The organism is Sphingopyxis sp. L1A2A, from assembly GCF_005502465.1.
Taxonomy (GTDB): domain Bacteria; phylum Pseudomonadota; class Alphaproteobacteria; order Sphingomonadales; family Sphingomonadaceae; genus Sphingopyxis.
Genome location: NZ_SCOT01000050.1, coordinates 1 through 17,061, shown reverse-complemented (window position 1 = coordinate 17,061; position 17,061 = coordinate 1). Strand labels below are relative to the sequence as shown.

The 17,061-nt window shown below is 65.6% G+C and carries 10 protein-coding genes; 3 read left to right on the top strand and 7 right to left on the bottom strand.

Annotated elements, in window-relative coordinates; all coding sequences use genetic code 11:
• Nucleotides 1-196: 196 nt before the first annotated feature.
• Nucleotides 197-1,570: a M20/M25/M40 family metallo-hydrolase gene (locus FFS68_RS16870; protein WP_137754360.1), complete on the top strand. Its 1,374-nt coding sequence runs from the start codon at nt 197-199 to the stop codon at nt 1,568-1,570.
• 177 nt (nt 1,571-1,747) lie between these two features.
• Here FFS68_RS16870 and FFS68_RS16865 read toward each other — a convergent pair whose 3' ends face one another.
• The gene (locus FFS68_RS16865) at nt 1,748-2,338 is read right to left on the bottom strand and encodes a TetR family transcriptional regulator C-terminal domain-containing protein (protein ID WP_137754359.1); all 591 of its coding nucleotides are present in this window, start codon (nt 2,336-2,338) and stop codon (nt 1,748-1,750) included.
• Between the two features lie 33 nt (nt 2,339-2,371).
• Between FFS68_RS16865 and FFS68_RS16860 the strand changes: the two genes are divergently transcribed.
• Nucleotides 2,372-3,538 carry an aromatic ring-hydroxylating dioxygenase subunit alpha gene (locus tag FFS68_RS16860; protein ID WP_137754358.1) on the top strand — a complete coding sequence of 389 codons (1,167 nt, stop codon included), beginning with the start codon at nt 2,372-2,374 and terminating at the stop codon, nt 3,536-3,538.
• A 108-nt stretch (nt 3,539-3,646) separates the two neighbouring features.
• A complete protein-coding gene (locus FFS68_RS16850; RefSeq protein ID WP_137754357.1) occupies nt 3,647-5,251 on the top strand; it encodes an NAD(P)/FAD-dependent oxidoreductase in 1,605 nt (534 codons plus the stop codon).
• Here the strand turns inward: FFS68_RS16850 and FFS68_RS16845 are convergent.
• From FFS68_RS16845 to FFS68_RS16820, 6 genes are all read right to left on the bottom strand, one after another.
• Nucleotides 5,213-6,559, bottom strand: coding sequence for an amino acid permease (locus FFS68_RS16845; RefSeq protein ID WP_137754356.1), 1,347 nt, complete (start codon nt 6,557-6,559; stop codon nt 5,213-5,215). The two genes, FFS68_RS16850 and FFS68_RS16845, sit on opposite strands and share 39 nt — an antisense overlap.
• Nucleotides 6,560-6,563: 4 nt before the next feature.
• Nucleotides 6,564-8,951 (bottom strand): TonB-dependent receptor, encoded by a 2,388-nt coding sequence (locus FFS68_RS16840; protein WP_137754355.1) that lies wholly within the window; start codon nt 8,949-8,951, stop codon nt 6,564-6,566.
• Between the two features lie 142 nt (nt 8,952-9,093).
• Nucleotides 9,094-10,908 (bottom strand): tetratricopeptide repeat-containing sulfotransferase family protein, encoded by a 1,815-nt coding sequence (locus tag FFS68_RS16835; protein WP_137754354.1) that lies wholly within the window; start codon nt 10,906-10,908, stop codon nt 9,094-9,096.
• 11 nt (nt 10,909-10,919) lie between these two features.
• On the bottom strand, nt 10,920-12,530 hold the full coding sequence (locus tag FFS68_RS16830) for a thioredoxin domain-containing protein (protein ID WP_137754353.1): 1,611 nt from the start codon (nt 12,528-12,530) through the stop codon (nt 10,920-10,922).
• Between the two features lie 55 nt (nt 12,531-12,585).
• Complete coding sequence (locus FFS68_RS16825) at nt 12,586-13,986, bottom strand: M48 family metalloprotease (RefSeq protein ID WP_137754352.1); 1,401 nt, start codon at nt 13,984-13,986, stop codon at nt 12,586-12,588.
• Nucleotides 13,987-14,102: 116 nt separating this feature from the next.
• Nucleotides 14,103-16,805 carry a ribonuclease E/G gene (locus FFS68_RS16820; protein WP_137754351.1) on the bottom strand — a complete coding sequence of 901 codons (2,703 nt, stop codon included), beginning with the start codon at nt 16,803-16,805 and terminating at the stop codon, nt 14,103-14,105.
• Nucleotides 16,806-17,061 lie beyond the last annotated feature (256 nt).

Here is a 17,061-nt window from a genome sequence, read left to right as displayed (position 1 = left end):
TTTTTTTGGTTATAGGTACTGGCAACTGATGATTCTAAACGGACGGCGGCGTCGCAACGTCCAGAGGTGAATAAGAGCCAGGGAGGGGAGAAGAATGTCCGCAACTGGTCGCTACCCGACATTCGGCCTTCGGTCGCAGCCCGGCGTCAGCGATTGCTACTTGCCGTCTGCCCATGACCCGCCATAACCCGTTGCCATGCGCAACCTTACCGCCCCGCTCGCTCTCGCCGCCGCCATGCTCGCCGCCGCGCCCGTCCACGCCAAGCCCGCCGATCCCGCGGCGGCCAAGCAGATCCTGAAAGACAGCATCGCGATTCCGACCGTCGAGGGCCGCGGCAAGGTGCCCGAACTCGCGGCCTATTATGCCGACGTGCTGAAGGCTGCGGGCTATGCCGACAGCGATATCGAAATCACCCCGATGGGCGACACCGCGACTTTCGCCGCGACGCTGACCGGGACGACGAAGCAAAAGCCGATCGTGCTGCTCGGCCATATGGACGTCGTCGAGGCCGATGCGAAGGATTGGACGCGCGACCCCTTTGTGCCGGTCGAGGAAAATGGCTATATTTTCGGCCGTGGGTCGGAGGACAATAAGTTCGACGTATCGATGATGGTCGCCGCGATGGCGCAGCTCAAGAAAGAGGGCTTCAAGCCGAAACGCTCGATCATCCTGCTGCTGTCGGGCGACGAGGAAACCTCGATGCTGACGACGCGCGCGCTCGCCGCGAAGTATAAGGGCGCCGAATTCGCGCTCAATGGCGACGGCGGCGGCGGGACGATCGGCGAGGATGGCAAGCCGCAATATTATGGGCTGCAGGCGGGCGAAAAAACCTATGCCGACTTCATGCTGGAGGTCACCAACCCCGGCGGCCACAGCTCGCGCCCGTCTCCGGTCAACGCGATCGTCCAGCTCGCCACCGCGCTCGAAAAAATCGGCGCCTATAAATTCGCCGCGCAGCAGAACGAGCTGACCAAGATCGGGATGCCGATCGTCGCCGATCAGGTCGGCGGCAATATGGGCGCCGCGCTCAAAGCCTTCGCTGCCGATCCCGGAAATGCCGACGCGATCACCAAGATTCGCGCCGATCCCGAATATGTCGGCCAGATCGGCACCACCTGCGTGCCGACGCTGGTCAAGGGCGGCCATGCTGAAAATGCGCTGCCCCAGCGCGCCACGGCGAATATCAACTGCCGCATCTTTCCCGGTGTCCCGGTCGAGACGGTGCGCGCCGAACTCGAACGCCTGATCGCCGATCCCGCGGTCAAGGTGAACACCGATCCCGACGCCAGCGCCAGCGACGCCTCACCGCTGCGCCCCGACGTGATGGCGGCGGTGAAGAAAGCGGTCCACGCCCGCGCCCCCGGCCTGCCGATCATCCCGTCGATGAGCGCCGGCGCCACCGACAGCTATCATTTCCGCATGCAGGGCGTGCCGAGCTACGGCGTCGCCGGACTGTTCTCGAAAGCCAGCGACAGCTTTGCGCACGGTCTCAACGAACGCGTCCCGGTCGATGCGATCGCCCCCGCGCTGGCGCATTGGGACAGTTTATTAAGGGATTTGTCGAAGTAGGAAGCCCCACGCCAACGCCGTTCGTGCTGAGCTTATCGAGGTAGCGTTGTATCTAACAGCTCGTCATTGCTAGGAGCGAAGCGACGCGGCAATCCAGAGTGGCGTAACCCGTCCTGGATTGCTGCGCTTCGCTCGCAATGACGGGGTGGATTTCGATTACCGCCTTGGGTGTCGAACCTAAACCAACGCCCCGACCGCGCGCTCGATCATCGCCACCGCCGCTTCGGCGCCGAAGCTGCCCGCGTCGAGCGACAGTTCGAGCCACAGCCCGTCGACCATCGCGGTCAGCATGATTGCCAGCCGTGCGGCATCGCGGGCGCCGCACGCGGTGAGTAGCTCGCCCAGCTGCGCGCGGTACCCGGCGTAACTTTGGGCGTGAATTTTCGCCATCCGCGCGTCGCTACGCGCCAGCGCCCAGAACGCCGTCCACGCCCCCAGCAGCTCGGGATCGGTCACCGGCGGGCGAAAGCTGGCGGTGAGATACGCGGTCAGCCGCGTGCGCGGGTCGGGGCCGGCACCTGCGACGGCCGCCGCAAAAATCGCGTCCATCCGGTCACTCGTCGCCTGATAGGTGGCGGCGATCAGATCGTCGATACCGCCGAAATAATGGCGCAGCAGCCCCGGCGACACCCCCGCTCGCGCGCAGATCGCGCGGACGTTGGTACCCGCCAGGCCCACTTCCGCCAGACACGCCGCGGTCGCCTCGATCAGGTCGCCGCGGCGGGCATCGGCGCTTTCGCGCGTAAAGGCTTGGCGAGCGGGCTGCATCTTGTTATACGTTTGTACAACAAGGATCGACTCATGGCAACTGCATCCCTCCGCACACCGCATATCGACCCGCTCGACGGCTGGTCATTGCCCGCGTGGACGTACAGCGACCCCGATTTTTACGCGGCGGAAATGGCGCGGATTTTCCGCCCGAGCTGGCAGGTCGTCTGTCATGCGTCAGACATCCCGGGCGCGGGCGACTGGCACAGCATCGATTATTGCGGCGAAAGCGTCATCGTCGTGCGCGGTGCCGACCGCATCGTGCGCGCCTTTACCAACGTTTGCCGCCACCGTGGCTCGCGGCTGGTCGATGGCGCGGCGGGTTGCGCCAAAAAGCTCGTCTGCCCCTATCACGCGTGGACCTATGACCTCGACGGCCGGTTGACCGGCGTCCCCGATTCGGCGAGCTACCCGACGCTCGATCGTGGCAAGGCAGGGCTGGTCCCCGTCGATCTCGAACAATGGCGCGGCTTCTGGTTCGTCCGCCTCACCGACGATGACGGTCCGTCGGTCGCGGCGATGATGGCGCCCTATGAGGAGCAGGTGGCGCCGTACCGGTTCGAGGAACTCGGCGCGCTCGGCCGCGTCACGCTGCGTCCGCGCGACGTGAACTGGAAAAATGTCGGCGACAATTATTCCGACGGCCTTCACATCCCCGTCGCCCACCCCGGCCTGACCCGGCTGTTCGGCAAAAGCTATGGCGTCGAGGCGACAGATCATGTCGATCGCATGTGGGGCGACCTGATCGACCGGCCGTCGGTCAACTGGTCCGAACGCATGTACCAGCGGCTGCTGCCGTCCGTGCCGCACCTGCCCGAAGCGAGCCAGCGCCACTGGCTCTATTTCAAGCTGTGGCCCAATGTCGCCTTCGACATCTATCCCGACCAGGTCGACTTCATGCAATGGCTGCCGACCGGGCCGACCAGCTGCCTGATCCGCGAGATCAGTTACGTCCTGCCAGATGCGCGCCGCGAGATGCGCGCCGCGCGCTATCTCAACTGGCGGATCAACCGCCAGGTCAATGCCGAGGACACCTTGCTGATCACCCGCGTCCAGCAGGGCATGGCATCGCAGAGTTTCACCATGGGGCCGCTCAGCGACAAGGAAGTGTGCCTCAAGCATTTCTGCGCGCGGATGCGCGACCTGATCCCCGAGTCCCGCCTCGAACAAGCCCCGCGCGCCGGGTGGAGCAAAGCATGAGGCTCATGACGCTTAAGTCCCCGTTCGCATCGAGCGAAGTCGAGATGCCTGTCGGAAATACGCGCCTTCAGGGTGTCTCGACTTCGCTCGACACGAACGGAATTTGATGTGACCAAACAATATGACGCCCTGATCATCGGCGCCGGCCACAATGGCCTCGTCTGCGCCTTCTACCTCGCGCGGGCGGGGTTGAAGGTTCGCATCGTCGAGGCGCGCGACGTCGTCGGCGGCGCCGCGGTGACCGAGGAATTCGCGCCGGGCTTCCGCAATTCGGTCGCGAGCTACACCGTCAGCCTGCTGCAGCCCAAGGTGATCGCCGACATGAAGCTCGCCGATCTTGGCTACCGCGTCATCGAACGGCCGATCAGCAATTTCCTGCCGCAGGAGGATGGCGGTTATCTGAAACTCGGCGGCGGGCTCGAACGCACCCAGAAGGAATTCGCGCGTTTTTCGGCGCATGACGCGGCGCGCCTCCCCGAATATTACGACATGCTCGAAGGCGTCGCCGACGTGCTGCGCGACCTCGCGCTGAAATCGCCGCCGAACGTCGGCGACGGGTTCAAGACGCTGCTCGACGCGGCGCGGCAAGGGCGCGGGTTGACCAAGCTCAGCCTGTCGCAGCAGCGCGACGTGCTCGAACTGTTCACCAAATCGGCGCGCACCTTCCTCGACAGCTGGTTCGAAAGCGAAGCGGTCAAGGCGGCGTTCGGTTTCGACGCCGTTGTCGGCAATTATGCCAGCCCCGACACCCCGGGCAGTGCCTATGTCCTGCTCCACCACGTCTTTGGCGAAGTGAATGGCAAAAAGGGCGCGTGGGGCCACAGCATCGGCGGCATGGGCGCGATCACCCAGATGATGGCCAAAGTGTGCACCCAGCTCGGCGTCGAGATCAGCCTCGAAGCGCCGGTGTCGCGAGTGCTGGTGGATGGAGGTAAGGCGGTGGGCGTCAAGCTCGTCGGCGGCGAAGAAATCGCCGCGGCGCGCGTCATCGCCAACGTCGGGCCGAAATTGCTCTACGAACGGATGTTCGACGAGGGCGACATCGCGCCCGAGTTCCGCCGCCGGATCAAGGCGTTCAAGGCGGGCAGCGGGACGTTCCGCATGAACGTCGCGCTCAGCGAGTTGCCCAAATTCACCTGCCTGCCCGAACCCGGCGAGCATCACCAGTCGGGGATCATCCTCGCCCCGACGCTCGATTATATGGACCGCGCGTTCCTCGACGCGAAGCAATATGGCTGGTCGAAAAAGCCGATCGTCGAGATGCTCATTCCCTCGACGATCGACGACAGCCTCGCCCCCCCGGGCCAGCATGTCGCCAGTCTGTTCTGCCAGCAATTCGCCCCTGAGCTGCCCGATGGCAGGGATTGGGATGCCGAGGAGGCCGCCGCCGCTGACTGCATCATCGACACCGTCGAAGCGCACGCCCCCGGTTTCCGTGCCTCGATCGTCGGCCGCCAGATCCTCAGTCCCAAGGGGCTCGAACGCAAATTCGGGCTGGTCGGCGGCGACATCATGCACGGTAATATGAGCCTCGACCAGCTGTGGTCGGCGCGCCCGGTGCTGGGCAATGGCGCCTATCGCGGGCCGCTGAAGGGGCTGTATATGTGCGGCGCCGGTACCCATCCCGGCGGCGGCGTCACCGGCGCGCCGGGGCACAATGCCGCGCAGGTCATCCTACGCGACCGTGGCTGGTTCGCGCCCCGCTGGGCCTGATCGCCGCATCGCAAGATAGATCGGCAGCCCGGCCGCCGTCAGCCCGATGCTCCACAGGCTCGCGTTCAACCCCGCGCCGTAAAAGGCCCAGCAGCTGTAGAGGAAGCCAAGGATAGTGAGCGTGACAAAGGTCGGTGACGCCTTGATCGCGCCTTCATGCTCGAGCTTGAGCGCCGCGAGCGCGCCGACGATGTAAAAGATGATCGCGGTCGACGTCGTCACCAGCACCATGAATTTGAACAATTCGGCCAAACCGCGCGAATAATTGGCATAGACGACCAGGCTGGCGAGCGCACTCGACACGATCTGGGTCACCCATGGCACCGCAAAGCGGTTATCTTTCGCAAAAGCCGCGGGCAGCAGCCCGCGATGCGCCAGATCGCGCGGGATCTCGCCTTGCAGCAGCACAAAGCCGTTGAGCGCGCCGAGCGCGGCCACCGCGGCGAAAAGCGCGACGGCTTGCCCGGCCGACGTGCTGACCAGCGTGCCGAAAAAGGTCGCATAGGCGGCATTCGACCCCTTGAGCGTTTCGAGCGGCAGCAGCAAGGTCACCGTCGTACATGACAGCAGATAGAGCAGCCCGGTCGCCGCGGCGGCGATCAACGTCGCGCGCGGGACGGTGCGTTCGGGGTCGCGCACCCGGTCGCCGACGACGCAGGCGCTCTCGAACCCGAGCAGCGCGAACAGCGTCAGCGTCGCGGCGGTGCCGATATTGTCGAGGCTGATCGGCTTGGTGCCGACCATCGTCGGGGTCGGCGCGTCGCCGGTTCCCCACAACCACAGCGCGACGAGCACCGCGCCGACGACAGGGATCAGCTTGAGCCCGAGGGTCAGCAATTGCGCCCCACCCGCGCGGCGCACCCCCATCAGATTGATCAGCGTGAAAATCCAGATGAAGCCGATCGCGATCAGCGCCGTCCCCACCCCGGCATTGCCCAGCGACGGCATCAGGATCGACAAATTGCTGATCGCCGCGACCGCCAGCGTTGCGACGACGGTCCAGCAGCTGATCCAGTAACTCCACGCGACGATAAAGCCGGTGCCGGGGCCGAACGCGGCGGCGGCATAGGTATAGGTCGCGCAGCCCGTTGGCAGCCGCTTGGCCAGCCGGGCAAAGGCGATCGCCAGACACAGGGTTCCGGCAATCGACACCCCCCAGCCGATGATCGCATTCCAGCCGAGCGGCGCCAGGTCGCGCGGGAGCAGAAACACCCCCGACCCGATCATATTGCCCATGCCGAGCGCGACACACATCAAAAGGCCGAGCTTTTGGCCCGGCCTTTCGTCGTTGGTCGCGCTATCGGTCACCCGTTCAGAAATCCTTGCTGACCTTGATCCCGATCAGCCGCGGCCGGATGACGGTGTCGTAGAACACGCCGCCGGTCGCGGTGTCGCCGTCGACATCGCCGCAAACCGTTTCGACGCATTGGACGCCCGAATTGATCACGCCGTTGCTGTCGAACAGATTGGTCGCGAAAATTTCGGCACGCCAGCTGTCGGCGGTAATGCCGAAACTCATATCGACGGTAGAATAAGACGCGAACTGGCCCTTGATGCCATTCTGCAGGGTTCTCAGATCGCTGCGGCGCTTGCCGACATGATTGGCGGCGAGTTGAAAATGGCCCTCGTTGCCCATCAGCGGGAATTCATAGCGTGCGACGATATTACCCTTGAACTTCGGCGTGACGGGCAGGGCGGTTCCGGCGGGCGCGAGCAGCGCATTGGCCGACCCGTCCGTCCCCGGCAGCGCGCAGTCGAACGTCGCGTTGGCGATACGGCAGAAATCTTCGCGAATTTCGGCGTCGTTGTAGCTGAACCCGGCGTTGAGCGAGAATCCGTCCTGCCGATAGCCGACGTCGATTTCGACGCCGCGAATGCGCGCGACCCCGGCGTTGCGGATTTCTGTCAGCCCATTAGGGCCAAGGAAAGAAAGCTGAATGCCGTTCCAGTCCTCCTGATAGACGGCGCCGTTGAACCGGATCGGCCCGAAGCTGGTCTTCCAGCCGAATTCATAATTGTCGAGCGTATCGGGTCCGTAGGGCGCCAGCCCACCGCGCCGGTTGATGCCGCCGGGGCGAAATCCGCGCGAGAAAGTACCGTAAACCAGCGCATCGTCGCTGATCTTGTAGGTCAGATTCAACTTGTGGATGAAGTCGCTGTCCTTCGTCCGCTCGTCAAGATTGGTGCACGGACTGTTCGGCAATGCGGCGGGGGCAAAGCAAGCGGCTTCGCCGGTGCGGCTGCTGTATCCCGCCGAAAAGCCGAAAAAGCCGATGAGGCTATTGTCGAACTTGTAAACGCGGCCGCCGCCGGTCAGCGTCAGCTTGTCGGTGATGTCGAACGACAATTCGCCGAACGCGGCATAATCGCGATCGACGCGCTTTTGCTGGGTCAGCCAGATATTGCTGTCGGTTCCGGTCACCGTGATCGCGTCGGCAATATCGTCGATGATGTAATTTTGTTCGATATTGTGGCTCTGGCGCTGGTAAAACACGCCGCCGATAAAGCGGATGCGCGCATCGGCGGGCGACGCGACACGCGCTTCAAAGAAGTTGCGGCGATAGCGGTCCTTGCCCTGAATATATTGGTTCGGGTTCACCAGGTCATCGTTGTTGTCATAGAAATACGAGCCATATCCGGCGATCGCGTCATAGAAATAGGCATAGTCCGAATAATCGCTTTCGGTCACCGTCTGGCGCCGCAAATGGCCGCCGGTGACCGTCAGGTCCCAATTGCCCAGCTTGCCCTCGATCGTCAGCGCCGCCTGGATCCACTTATCCTCGGCGCTTTCGGGGTTATATTGCACCGTCTGGAGATCGCCGGCCACCGACGTCGAGCGTTCCTGCGCAAAGCTGCCGTTCGATTTCTGCACTTGCCCGGTGACCAGCGGACGGATCGTCCAGTCGTCGTCGAGTTCGATACCCAGCGCCAGACGGGCGCCATAGGTGTCGACGCCGTTATAATCCTTTTCGACCAGGTCGGCGTTGGACTGGGTGATCCCCGACGAGGCATAGGTGCGGCTGCCCGCGATATTGTCGATATAGCCCGCATCGCGGCGATACCAGCCGACGAGGCGCAGCGCCGCGCGCTCGCCGAGTGGTGCGTTGACGAAGCCCTCCGCAATGCCGCCAATGCCGCCGTGCGCGACACTATTCAGCTGGAAAGACGCCTCGCCATAGGTGCCGCTGGTATCGGGCTTGTTGGTGACGAGCTTGAGCGTCCCCGCCATCGAGCTGGCGCCATAGAGCGTGCCCTGCGGCCCCGCGAGCGCCTCGACGCGCGCCAGATCATAGGTGTGGATGTCGAGCGCGCCCTGGATCGTCGTGACCGGCATTTCGTCGAGATAGGTCCCGACCGTCGGCAGCGAGGCCGAGTGGTTGGCGTTTTCGCCCGACGACACGCCGCGGAAATAAACCTGTGCAAAACCGGGCGCCGCCGACTGGATCGTCACCGACGGCAGGAATTTCACGACGTCCGAAAACTCGTTGACTTGCAGCTGGTCGAGCCGCTCGGTGCCGATCGCGGTGATCGCCAGTGGCACGTCCTGCAGATTCTGCTCGCGTTTTGACGCGGTGACGACGATGTCGCGGTCGTCGTCGATCACGACTTCCTGCGCCAGCGCCGTGCCCGATGTACACAATATGGTGCTGCCGAGCAGCGCGGCGCCGCTGTGTACCAGGACTGTGGTGAACTTTCGCATGAGACCCCCCTCAAATGACATCAATATGACGCGAGGATGACGCACCGCAGCATAAGCGCAAGCCTTGTTCGCCGAGCGGCGCGGTTGTTGGTCGAAAATGTCGCGCGCTGTTGCCGAAAGGCAACGTTTTGTCGCCCGCGCCCTAGGCGGGGCGCGGCGGCGCCTTCGGATAGCTGTCCAGCACCGGTCCCAGCGCCGATTTCAGCGGCCCCAGCCAGGCGTCGAAGGGGCGCCACTGATCGACCCCGTCGCGGTTGATCGGGCGGCGCACCTGCTCGCTCGATGCCGTGCGCACCGCGCGCGCGTTGGCGTGGAACGCCATGCAAGCATCTTCGAACGGCAGCCCAAGATGGGCGAGCATCGCGCGCACTTCGGCCTCGGGATCATCCAGCAAAGCCTCATGGATCACGCGGTGGACGCGCCCCGGCTGGACCGCGTCGATATGCGCCATCAACCGGACATAGTCGCGGTAATAGGCGCCCATCGCGGCCAGATCATAACTGAACGCCTGTCCTTTGGCATAATGTTGGCGGAAATTGGACCAGCAGCAATCGAGCGGGTGGCGCCGCGCGTCGATGATCCTGGCGCCCGGCAGGATCAGGCGGATCAGCGGGACATAGCGCCAGTTGTTCGGCAGCTTGTCGATATAGAAGGGCTTGCCGGTCTTGCGCTGCACCGCGGTGCGGCGCAGGAACGCCGCGCCCATCTCGGCCAGCCGTTCGGGCGGTGCTTCGGCGAGTGCGGCGATCCAGTGGCGGCCTTCGCCCTGCGTTTCGCGGCCCAGCCCCAGCGCGAGCGCCGGGATGTCGGGCAGCTCCATCGTGCCTTCGATCGCCGAATGGCTGGCGAGGATCTGTTCGATCAGCGTCGATCCGGCGCGCGGCATGCCCAGGATGAAGATCGGGTCGGGTGCCGGGTCGCCCATATCCGCGCGCGCCGCGAAAAACTCGGCGGTGCAGATCGCGACGGCCGCATCGACGATCGCGCTGGTGTCGGCGGCGTCATAGCCCAGCTGGCCGGCGCGGATCGCGTTGCCCGCGGCATAGTGGCGGAACGCCGGTTCAGCGTCGCCGACGTCGTCATAGGCCTTGCCGAGCGCGAAATGCAGGTGCAGCCGATCGTCGCCGCGCGCCGCGTCGCCCGGATCGATGGCGGCCAGCGCCGTCTCCATCGCGGCGCAGTCGGCGGCGTCGAAACGGATCGTCTTGAGATTGGCGAGGCTCCACCACAGTTCGCCCAGCCCCGGATCGACGGCGAGCGCGTGGCGATAGGCGGCGATGCTGTCGTCCTGCCGCCCGACGGTCTTGAGCATATGGCCGTAGCTCATCCACAGCTTGGCATGGTCGGGGAAGCGCTGGGTCAGCTGTTCATAGAGCGCGATCGCTTCGTCATAGCCGCCGATGCGGCCGAGCGCGGCGGCTTTCAGATTGGCGTGCGCGGCGTTGTCGGGGTCGTCGCCGAGTACTGCGTCGAGCGTCTCGGCCGCCTCGGCATAGCGGTTTTGTTTATAGAAAACCGTCGCGAGATTGGCGCGCGCGGCGCCGAAGCCGGGTGCGAGTTCAAGCGCGCGGGTGAGCAATTTTTCGGCGTCGCCATAGCGGCCGATGCGCCCGGCGACTTCCGCCAGCATCCGGATCGCGGCGACGTCGGTCGCGTCCTCGCGCAGCCGCTGGCGGAGCGCGGCTTCGGCATCGGGCAGGCGGTTTTCGGCCAGCGCGAGCGCAGCATCGACCATCGCCTCATCATGGATCGTGGCGCCGACGGCGGCCAGCGACGCGGCTTGGGCCTCCTCCTCGCGGTTCAGCGCGCGCAGCGCGTGCGCGGCGATGCGATGGGCCGCCGCCGATGTGGGGACCGCAGCGATGATCTCTTTTGCCTGTGCTAGCGCGGCAGCGGGCTCCGTGCCCAACAGGCGGCGGGCGTTGGCGAGCGCCGCATCATGGGTGACGGTCGCCATGCCCGCCGCCTTCAGCTCTTGGCCGCGCGGGCCTTGGCGACGGCCTGCTTCAGCGCGTCATAGCCGATCTGGCCCTGAAACAGCTGGTCGCCGACGATCCAGGTCGGGGTGGCGTTCAGCTGCAACTGGGTGGCAATCGCCAGATTGCTGTCGAGTTCGCGCTGGAACAGCGCCTCGTTCGCGGTCGCATCGGCGCTGCCGTCGGTGACGACGCCGACCTTGGCGGCGGCCGCGACGATCGCCGCCTTGTCGAGCGAGCTGGCGGCGAACATTGCGTGGTGGAACGCGTCATATTTGCCCTGCCGCGCCGCAGCGAGCGCCATCAGCGCCGCGTCGCGGCTTTGCGGCGCGATGATCGGCAGTTCGCGGAACACCACTTTGAGGCGCCGGTCCTCGCGGATCAGCCGATCGACATCGGGCACGCTCGCGCGGCAGAAACCGCAGGCATAATCGGTGAACACCACCAAGGTGACATCGCCGTCGGCATTGCCCGCCCACGCCCCGGCATAGGGTTTTTCGAGCGCCGGGCGGATCGCGTCGATCGCCTTGGCGATCTCGCCATTGCGCTGCGCTTCGAGCGCCGCGGGGATGATCTGCGGGTTCGCCTTGATATAATCCGCGACGATCGTCTCGACCTCGCTCTTGCTCATCCCGCCGCCCACGCGGCCGCCGAGCCAGAACACCGCCGCGAGCAAGAGCAGCCCGCCCAGCGCCATCATCCCGATACGCGTCGATCCACCGTCCATCCCCATCCCCTTGATTTGCGGCAAGCGCGGCGCCGCCATCGGCTTGGCGGCGGCGGGCTTTTTGGGCGCTGGCGCGATCAATGGCGAGCGGTCGTCGCCCTCGACCGTCGCCGCGGCGGTCGCTGCAGGGGCTGTCGGCCGGCTGGTATCACTTGCAAACAGCGGCAGATCGGGCGCCGACGGGTCTTTGGCACGCGCCGCGGCTTCCTCGCGGGCGAGCAGTTGTTCCAGGCCCGAGGGCGGCGGCGCCAGCTCCTCGCGCGGGCTTGGGCGCAGTTTCGTCGCGGCTTCGCCGATGCTGCCCCTTATGCTGTCGCTGCCCGCCTTGGCGATCTGGCCAACGCCCGCTTTGGTCCGGTCGGCAACCTCACCCAGTCCGCGGCCGGCGTCGCTCGACAGCTTCCGGGCCTTGTCGCCGAGCGCCAATTTTTCCCATGCGGCGGCGCTGGCTCTGGCGGTAGCGCGGCCCGCTTGCGCCGACCCGCGTCCGATCGCGCGCGCCGCTTGCGCGGTCAGCGCGCCGGTCCGGGCGGCCAGTTCGCGGGTCCGGCGCGGGATTTCCATCGCCTCGACCCGCGCCGGAATATCGGCGCGATCGCCGACGCGGATCGTCCAGTCGGCAAAGCCATCGGCGCCATCGCGCAGCGCCTGCCACACGCCCGCGGCGCCCGCCTTCATCTGGCCCGACGTGACCCCCGGCTTGCGCGGCGGTTTGTCGTCGGCGGCATAGCGCGACAGATCGATACCGACCGGCGGCGTCTCGCGCGGTTTCGCCAGGCCCTCGACCGGCGCTGCGGGCGGCAGCGGCGCGGCATCGGGCGTCGGCGCGGGGTCGCGCAGCCATGGCTGGTAATAATCGTCTTTATTATCTGTCACTTGTTGCCCTTGCGCATCCATATTGGCGATGCGGCCCCCGTTCGTTCCGGTGAATCTAGCGCCGTTTGCGCTCGCGTTCCACCTCGGCGCGCGCCACCAGCGAAATATCCTGTGCACGGATCCAGTCGGGCGAGCCCTGCGGCAGCCCCTGCATCGCCGTTTCGGCATTACGCAGCGCCAGCGACGACTGTCCACCCTCCAGGCTGTAACGTTCCGCCGAGGCGAGCGCGGCGCGCGCCTGATCGCCCTTGTTGGCATAGACGATGCCGAGCTGGTACCAGGCAAAGGGGTTCTGGTTGTCGAGCGCGACCGCGGTTTTCAGCACGTCTTCGGCCTCGGCGAAATTGGCCGGATCTTCGGTCGCGATCAGCGCATGACCCAGCGTGGCGCTGATCAGCGGCTGCGAGCGCGATATCGTCACCGCTTTGCGCAGCGCCGGAATCGCTTCCTTGGGGCGCCCCGATTCGAGCAGCACCTGGCCTTCGAGCTCAAGGAAATAAGGATCAGCCGGATCGGTGGCGAGCAGCGCCTCGACCTCGGCCAGCGCCTTTTGCGGATAGGCGCTGCGGTGCCAGGCATAGGCGCGCGCATAACGGGCGGGGATGCTGCTGTTGGTTTCGGGGAATTTGCGCAGCGTCCGGTCCGGGTCGGTCATATAGCCCGACAGCTTGGCCTTGATGCGCTGAAAGCGTTTCTCGATGGCCGGGTCGGCGGGCTTGGCCCACGCCGGATCGATGACATAGACCTCGCGCAGCGTCTGGATGCGATCGCCCGACATCGGGTGGGTGCGGCCATAGGCCTGATCATCATCCTGCTTCACCGCATAGCGAAATTCCAGATTCTGCAATTTCTTGAAAAACGCCAGGCTGCCGCGGCCGCTGATCCCCGCCTTGGACAGATATTGCGCGCCCGCGGCGTCGGCGGTCGATTCCTGAACGCGGCTGAACGCGAGATATTTGCCGAGCGCGGCTTGTTGCCCCGCCATCATGATCCCCATGCCGGCTTCGCCGCCACCGGCAGCGATCGCCGCGGCGCCCAGCAGCAGGCTGAGCAGCGAGATGCCGGTCGCCGCCTTCGCGCCTTCGTTGACGCGGATTGCGTGGCCGCCGATGACATGGCCCAGTTCGTGCGCGAGCACCCCCTGCACCTCTTCGGCGGTGTCGGCGGCCTCGATCAGCCCGGCAAAGACATAGATATCCTGACTGCCCGCGACGAACGCATTGATGCTGCGGTCGCCGAGCAGATGGACGCGTACCTGCCCGGGTTGCAGTCCCGCCGCGACCAGCAGCGGGTCCATCATGTCCTGAAACAGCGCCTCGGTTTCGGCATCGCGCAGGATCGATTGCGCGACCGCCGGGCGCATGGCAACCGCCGCCATTGCGAGCAGCGTCAGCAGGATGCGGAACAGCGGACGCCAGGCGCCCGCCCGGCTGGCGATCGGCAGAAATGAAGTCATCGCCCGGTCCTTGCCCCGCGCGCCTGAACCTCGACTGAAGCCGGTGTGGCTTCGCGGGGACCGGCGCGCGCGGGCGAAGGGGATCGGGTCAATTGGCGCCTGATCGATCTGATCGATCAATTGCCAAAGGTGCGCTGCCACCAGCCACGACGCGGTTCGCCGTCGGGACCAAGGCCGTCGTCGCCATCGGCGGCGGCGGGCTCGGCTTCGCGCGTCGTTGCCGCTTCGGGTGCGGCCTCGGCGGCGACGGCCTTTTTCGCTCGGCTGGCGCGTTTCTTGGGCGCAGGCTTGACGGGTTCGGCTTCGGCTTCGGGCTCGGCTTCGGCGACGGGTGCCGCTTCAACTGCGTCCGGCGCCGTTTCGACCGCTGCTTCGGCGGCTTCGGCTTCGGCTGCGGCCTTGGTCTTGCGCGGCGCGCGCTTGCGCTTCGGCTTCTCCTCGGCAGCGGGCGCGTCCTCGGCCACCGGCTCGGCGGCTTCGGCCGCTACCGGCGCCGCTTCGGCGTCGGCGGCGGTTTCGTCGGCGGTCTCCGCGGCATCGACCTTGGGCTTGCGGCCACGACCGCCACGACGGCGGCGCGGCTTGGTGTCGGTCTCGACCGGTTCGGCATCGCCTTCGCCAGCGGCTTCCGCCGGTGCGGCCTCGCCGTCGTCCGTATCTTCGCGATCGCCGTCGCGCTCGGCTTCACCGTCTTCATTGCCGTCGACGATTTCATTGCCTTCCTCGTCGCGGCGACCGCGGCGGCCACGGCGGCGGCGGCGGCGACGCTTGCGGCCTTCACCGTCGGTGTCGCTCTCGCCGCCCTCCGGCGCGCGCTCGCGCGGACGTGCAGGACGGGCGTCGGCTTCTTCTTCGGCCTCTTCCGCGTCCTCGTCTTCGGGATAATCGTCGTCATCCTCGTCTTCGATCGGCGCGATCGGGGCAAAGCTGCGGCGCTGGGTCGGCGGCGGGCCGGTGACCTCGATCGCCATCCGCGCGCCTTCGGTCTCGCCGTCGGTCAGAATTTCGACCGACACGCCGTACAGTTCCTCGATATCGCGCAGCTCGCGGCGCTTTTCGTTGAGCAGATAGAAGGTCGCTTCCTGGCTGGCGCGCAGGGTGATCTTGCTGCCTTTGCCGCGTGCGGCTTCCTCTTCGATCAGGCGCAGCGCGCTGAGCCCGGCCGACGATGCGGTGCGGACCAGGCCGGTGCCCTCGCAATGCGGGCAGGGCCGGGTCGAGGCCTCGAGCACGCCGGTGCGCAGGCGCTGACGGCTCATTTCCATCAGGCCAAAGCCCGAAATGCGGCCGACCTGGATGCGCGCGCGGTCGTTCTTCAGCGCATCCTTCATCGCGCGCTCGACCTTGCGGACGTTCGAACCATGATCCATGTCGATGAAATCGATCACGACCAGCCCGGCCATGTCGCGCAGGCGCAGCTGGCGGGCGATTTCGTGCGCGGCCTCCAAATTGGTGCTGACCGCGGTCTGCTCGATATTATGCTCGCGCGTCGAGCGGCCCGAGTTGATATCGATCGACACCAGAGCCTCGGTCGGGTTGATCACCAGATAGCCGCCCGATTTCAGCTGGACGACCGGATTGAGCATCCCCGCCAGCTGATCCTCGACGCCGTAACGCTGGTACAGCGACACCGGATCGGCATATTGCTTCACCCGCCGGGCGTGGCTGGGCATCAACAGCTTCATGAACTGCTTGGCCGCCTTATAGCCCTCGTCACCTTCGACGAGCACTTCCTCGATGTCCTTGTGATAAATATCGCGGATCGCGCGCTTGACCAGATCGCTGTCCGAATGGACCAGCGCCGGGGCGCTCGATTCGAGCGTCTTTTCGCGAATCTCGTCCCACAGACGGGCGAGATAATCGAAGTCGCGCTTGATCTCGACCTTGGTGCGGCTCATCCCGGCGGTGCGGACGATGCAGCCCATCGTCGGCGGCAGTGCGAGCTCGTCGATCATCGCCTTCAGCTTGCGGCGATCGGCACCGTTCGAAATCTTGCGGCTGATCCCGCCGCCGTGCATCGTGTTGGGCATCAGCACGCAATAACGACCGGCGAGCGACAAATAGGTCGTCAGCGCGGCGCCCTTGTTGCCGCGTTCTTCCTTGACGACCTGGACCAGCATCACCTGACGGCGACGGATGACATCCTGAATCTTGTAGCGGCGGCGCAGCGACATGCGGTTTTCGCTGTCATCCTCGTCGCGGCGGCTGCTGCGGCCGCGGCCACCGCCCTTGCGGCCATTGCCGCGCCCGCGGCCCCGACCCTTGCGGTCGCCGCGATCGTTCCGACCTTCACGGCCTTCTTCGGATCCTTCGCCGCTTTCTTCGCCGTCGCCATTTTCGGCATCGCCCTGGTCGTCGCGGTCGTCGCGGTCATCGTCGTCGCCATCGTTGCGCTCGTCGCGGTCATCCCGATCGTCGTCGCGGTCGCGGCGGCGGTCGCCATTGTCGTCGTCGTCATGATATTCGACGTCGGCGACATCGCCTTCCAGCTCGTCGAGATCTTCCTCGGCGCGCATCGCCGCTTCGGCGGCATGTTCGGCCTCTTCGCGCAGCAACGCTTCGCGATCTTCCTTGGGGATCTGGTAATAATCGGGGTGGATTTCGCTGAACGCCAGGAACCCATGGCGATTGCCGCCATATTCGATGAACGCCGCTTGCAGCGACGGTTCGACACGGGTGACTTTGGCCAGATAGATATTGCCCTTGAGCTGCTTGTGCTCAGCGGACTCGAAATCAAACTCCTCGATGCGGTTTCCCTGGGTGACGGCGACCCGGGTTTCTTCCCGGTGCCGCGCGTCGATCAACATGCGCGTGGTCATTAGTTACACTCCAAGCGCGCCGCAGCGCGCCATCAAAAAATTCCGCGACCCTTTCAGATGAAAAGTCGCGGCGGATACGGGTGAAAAGACAAAAGACGTTATTGCCGCGGGTGGCCTGCGTCCGGTCCTGGACGCGCATGCGGTCTTGGCATCCGGCGACGACCGGGGCGAAAGCGCCCGCGTCGGGATGAAAAGAGGGCATGGCAAGCCTCATGCGGCATCAACCTGTTTATGGTGGTGAGCGGGCGGGCAGGGC

Coding starts and splice junctions, on each gene's coding strand:
- FFS68_RS16870 (WP_137754360.1), top strand. CDS start 197: ATGCGCAACCTTACCGCCCCGCTCGCTCTCGCCGCCGCCATGCTCGCC.
- FFS68_RS16865 (WP_137754359.1), bottom strand. CDS start 2,338: ATGCAGCCCGCTCGCCAAGCCTTTACGCGCGAAAGCGCCGATGCCCGC.
- FFS68_RS16860 (WP_137754358.1), top strand. CDS start 2,372: ATGGCAACTGCATCCCTCCGCACACCGCATATCGACCCGCTCGACGGC.
- FFS68_RS16840 (WP_137754355.1), bottom strand. CDS start 8,951: ATGCGAAAGTTCACCACAGTCCTGGTACACAGCGGCGCCGCGCTGCTC.
- FFS68_RS16835 (WP_137754354.1), bottom strand. CDS start 10,908: ATGGCGACCGTCACCCATGATGCGGCGCTCGCCAACGCCCGCCGCCTG.
- FFS68_RS16825 (WP_137754352.1), bottom strand. CDS start 13,986: ATGACTTCATTTCTGCCGATCGCCAGCCGGGCGGGCGCCTGGCGTCCG.
- FFS68_RS16820 (WP_137754351.1), bottom strand. CDS start 16,805: ATGACCACGCGCATGTTGATCGACGCGCGGCACCGGGAAGAAACCCGG.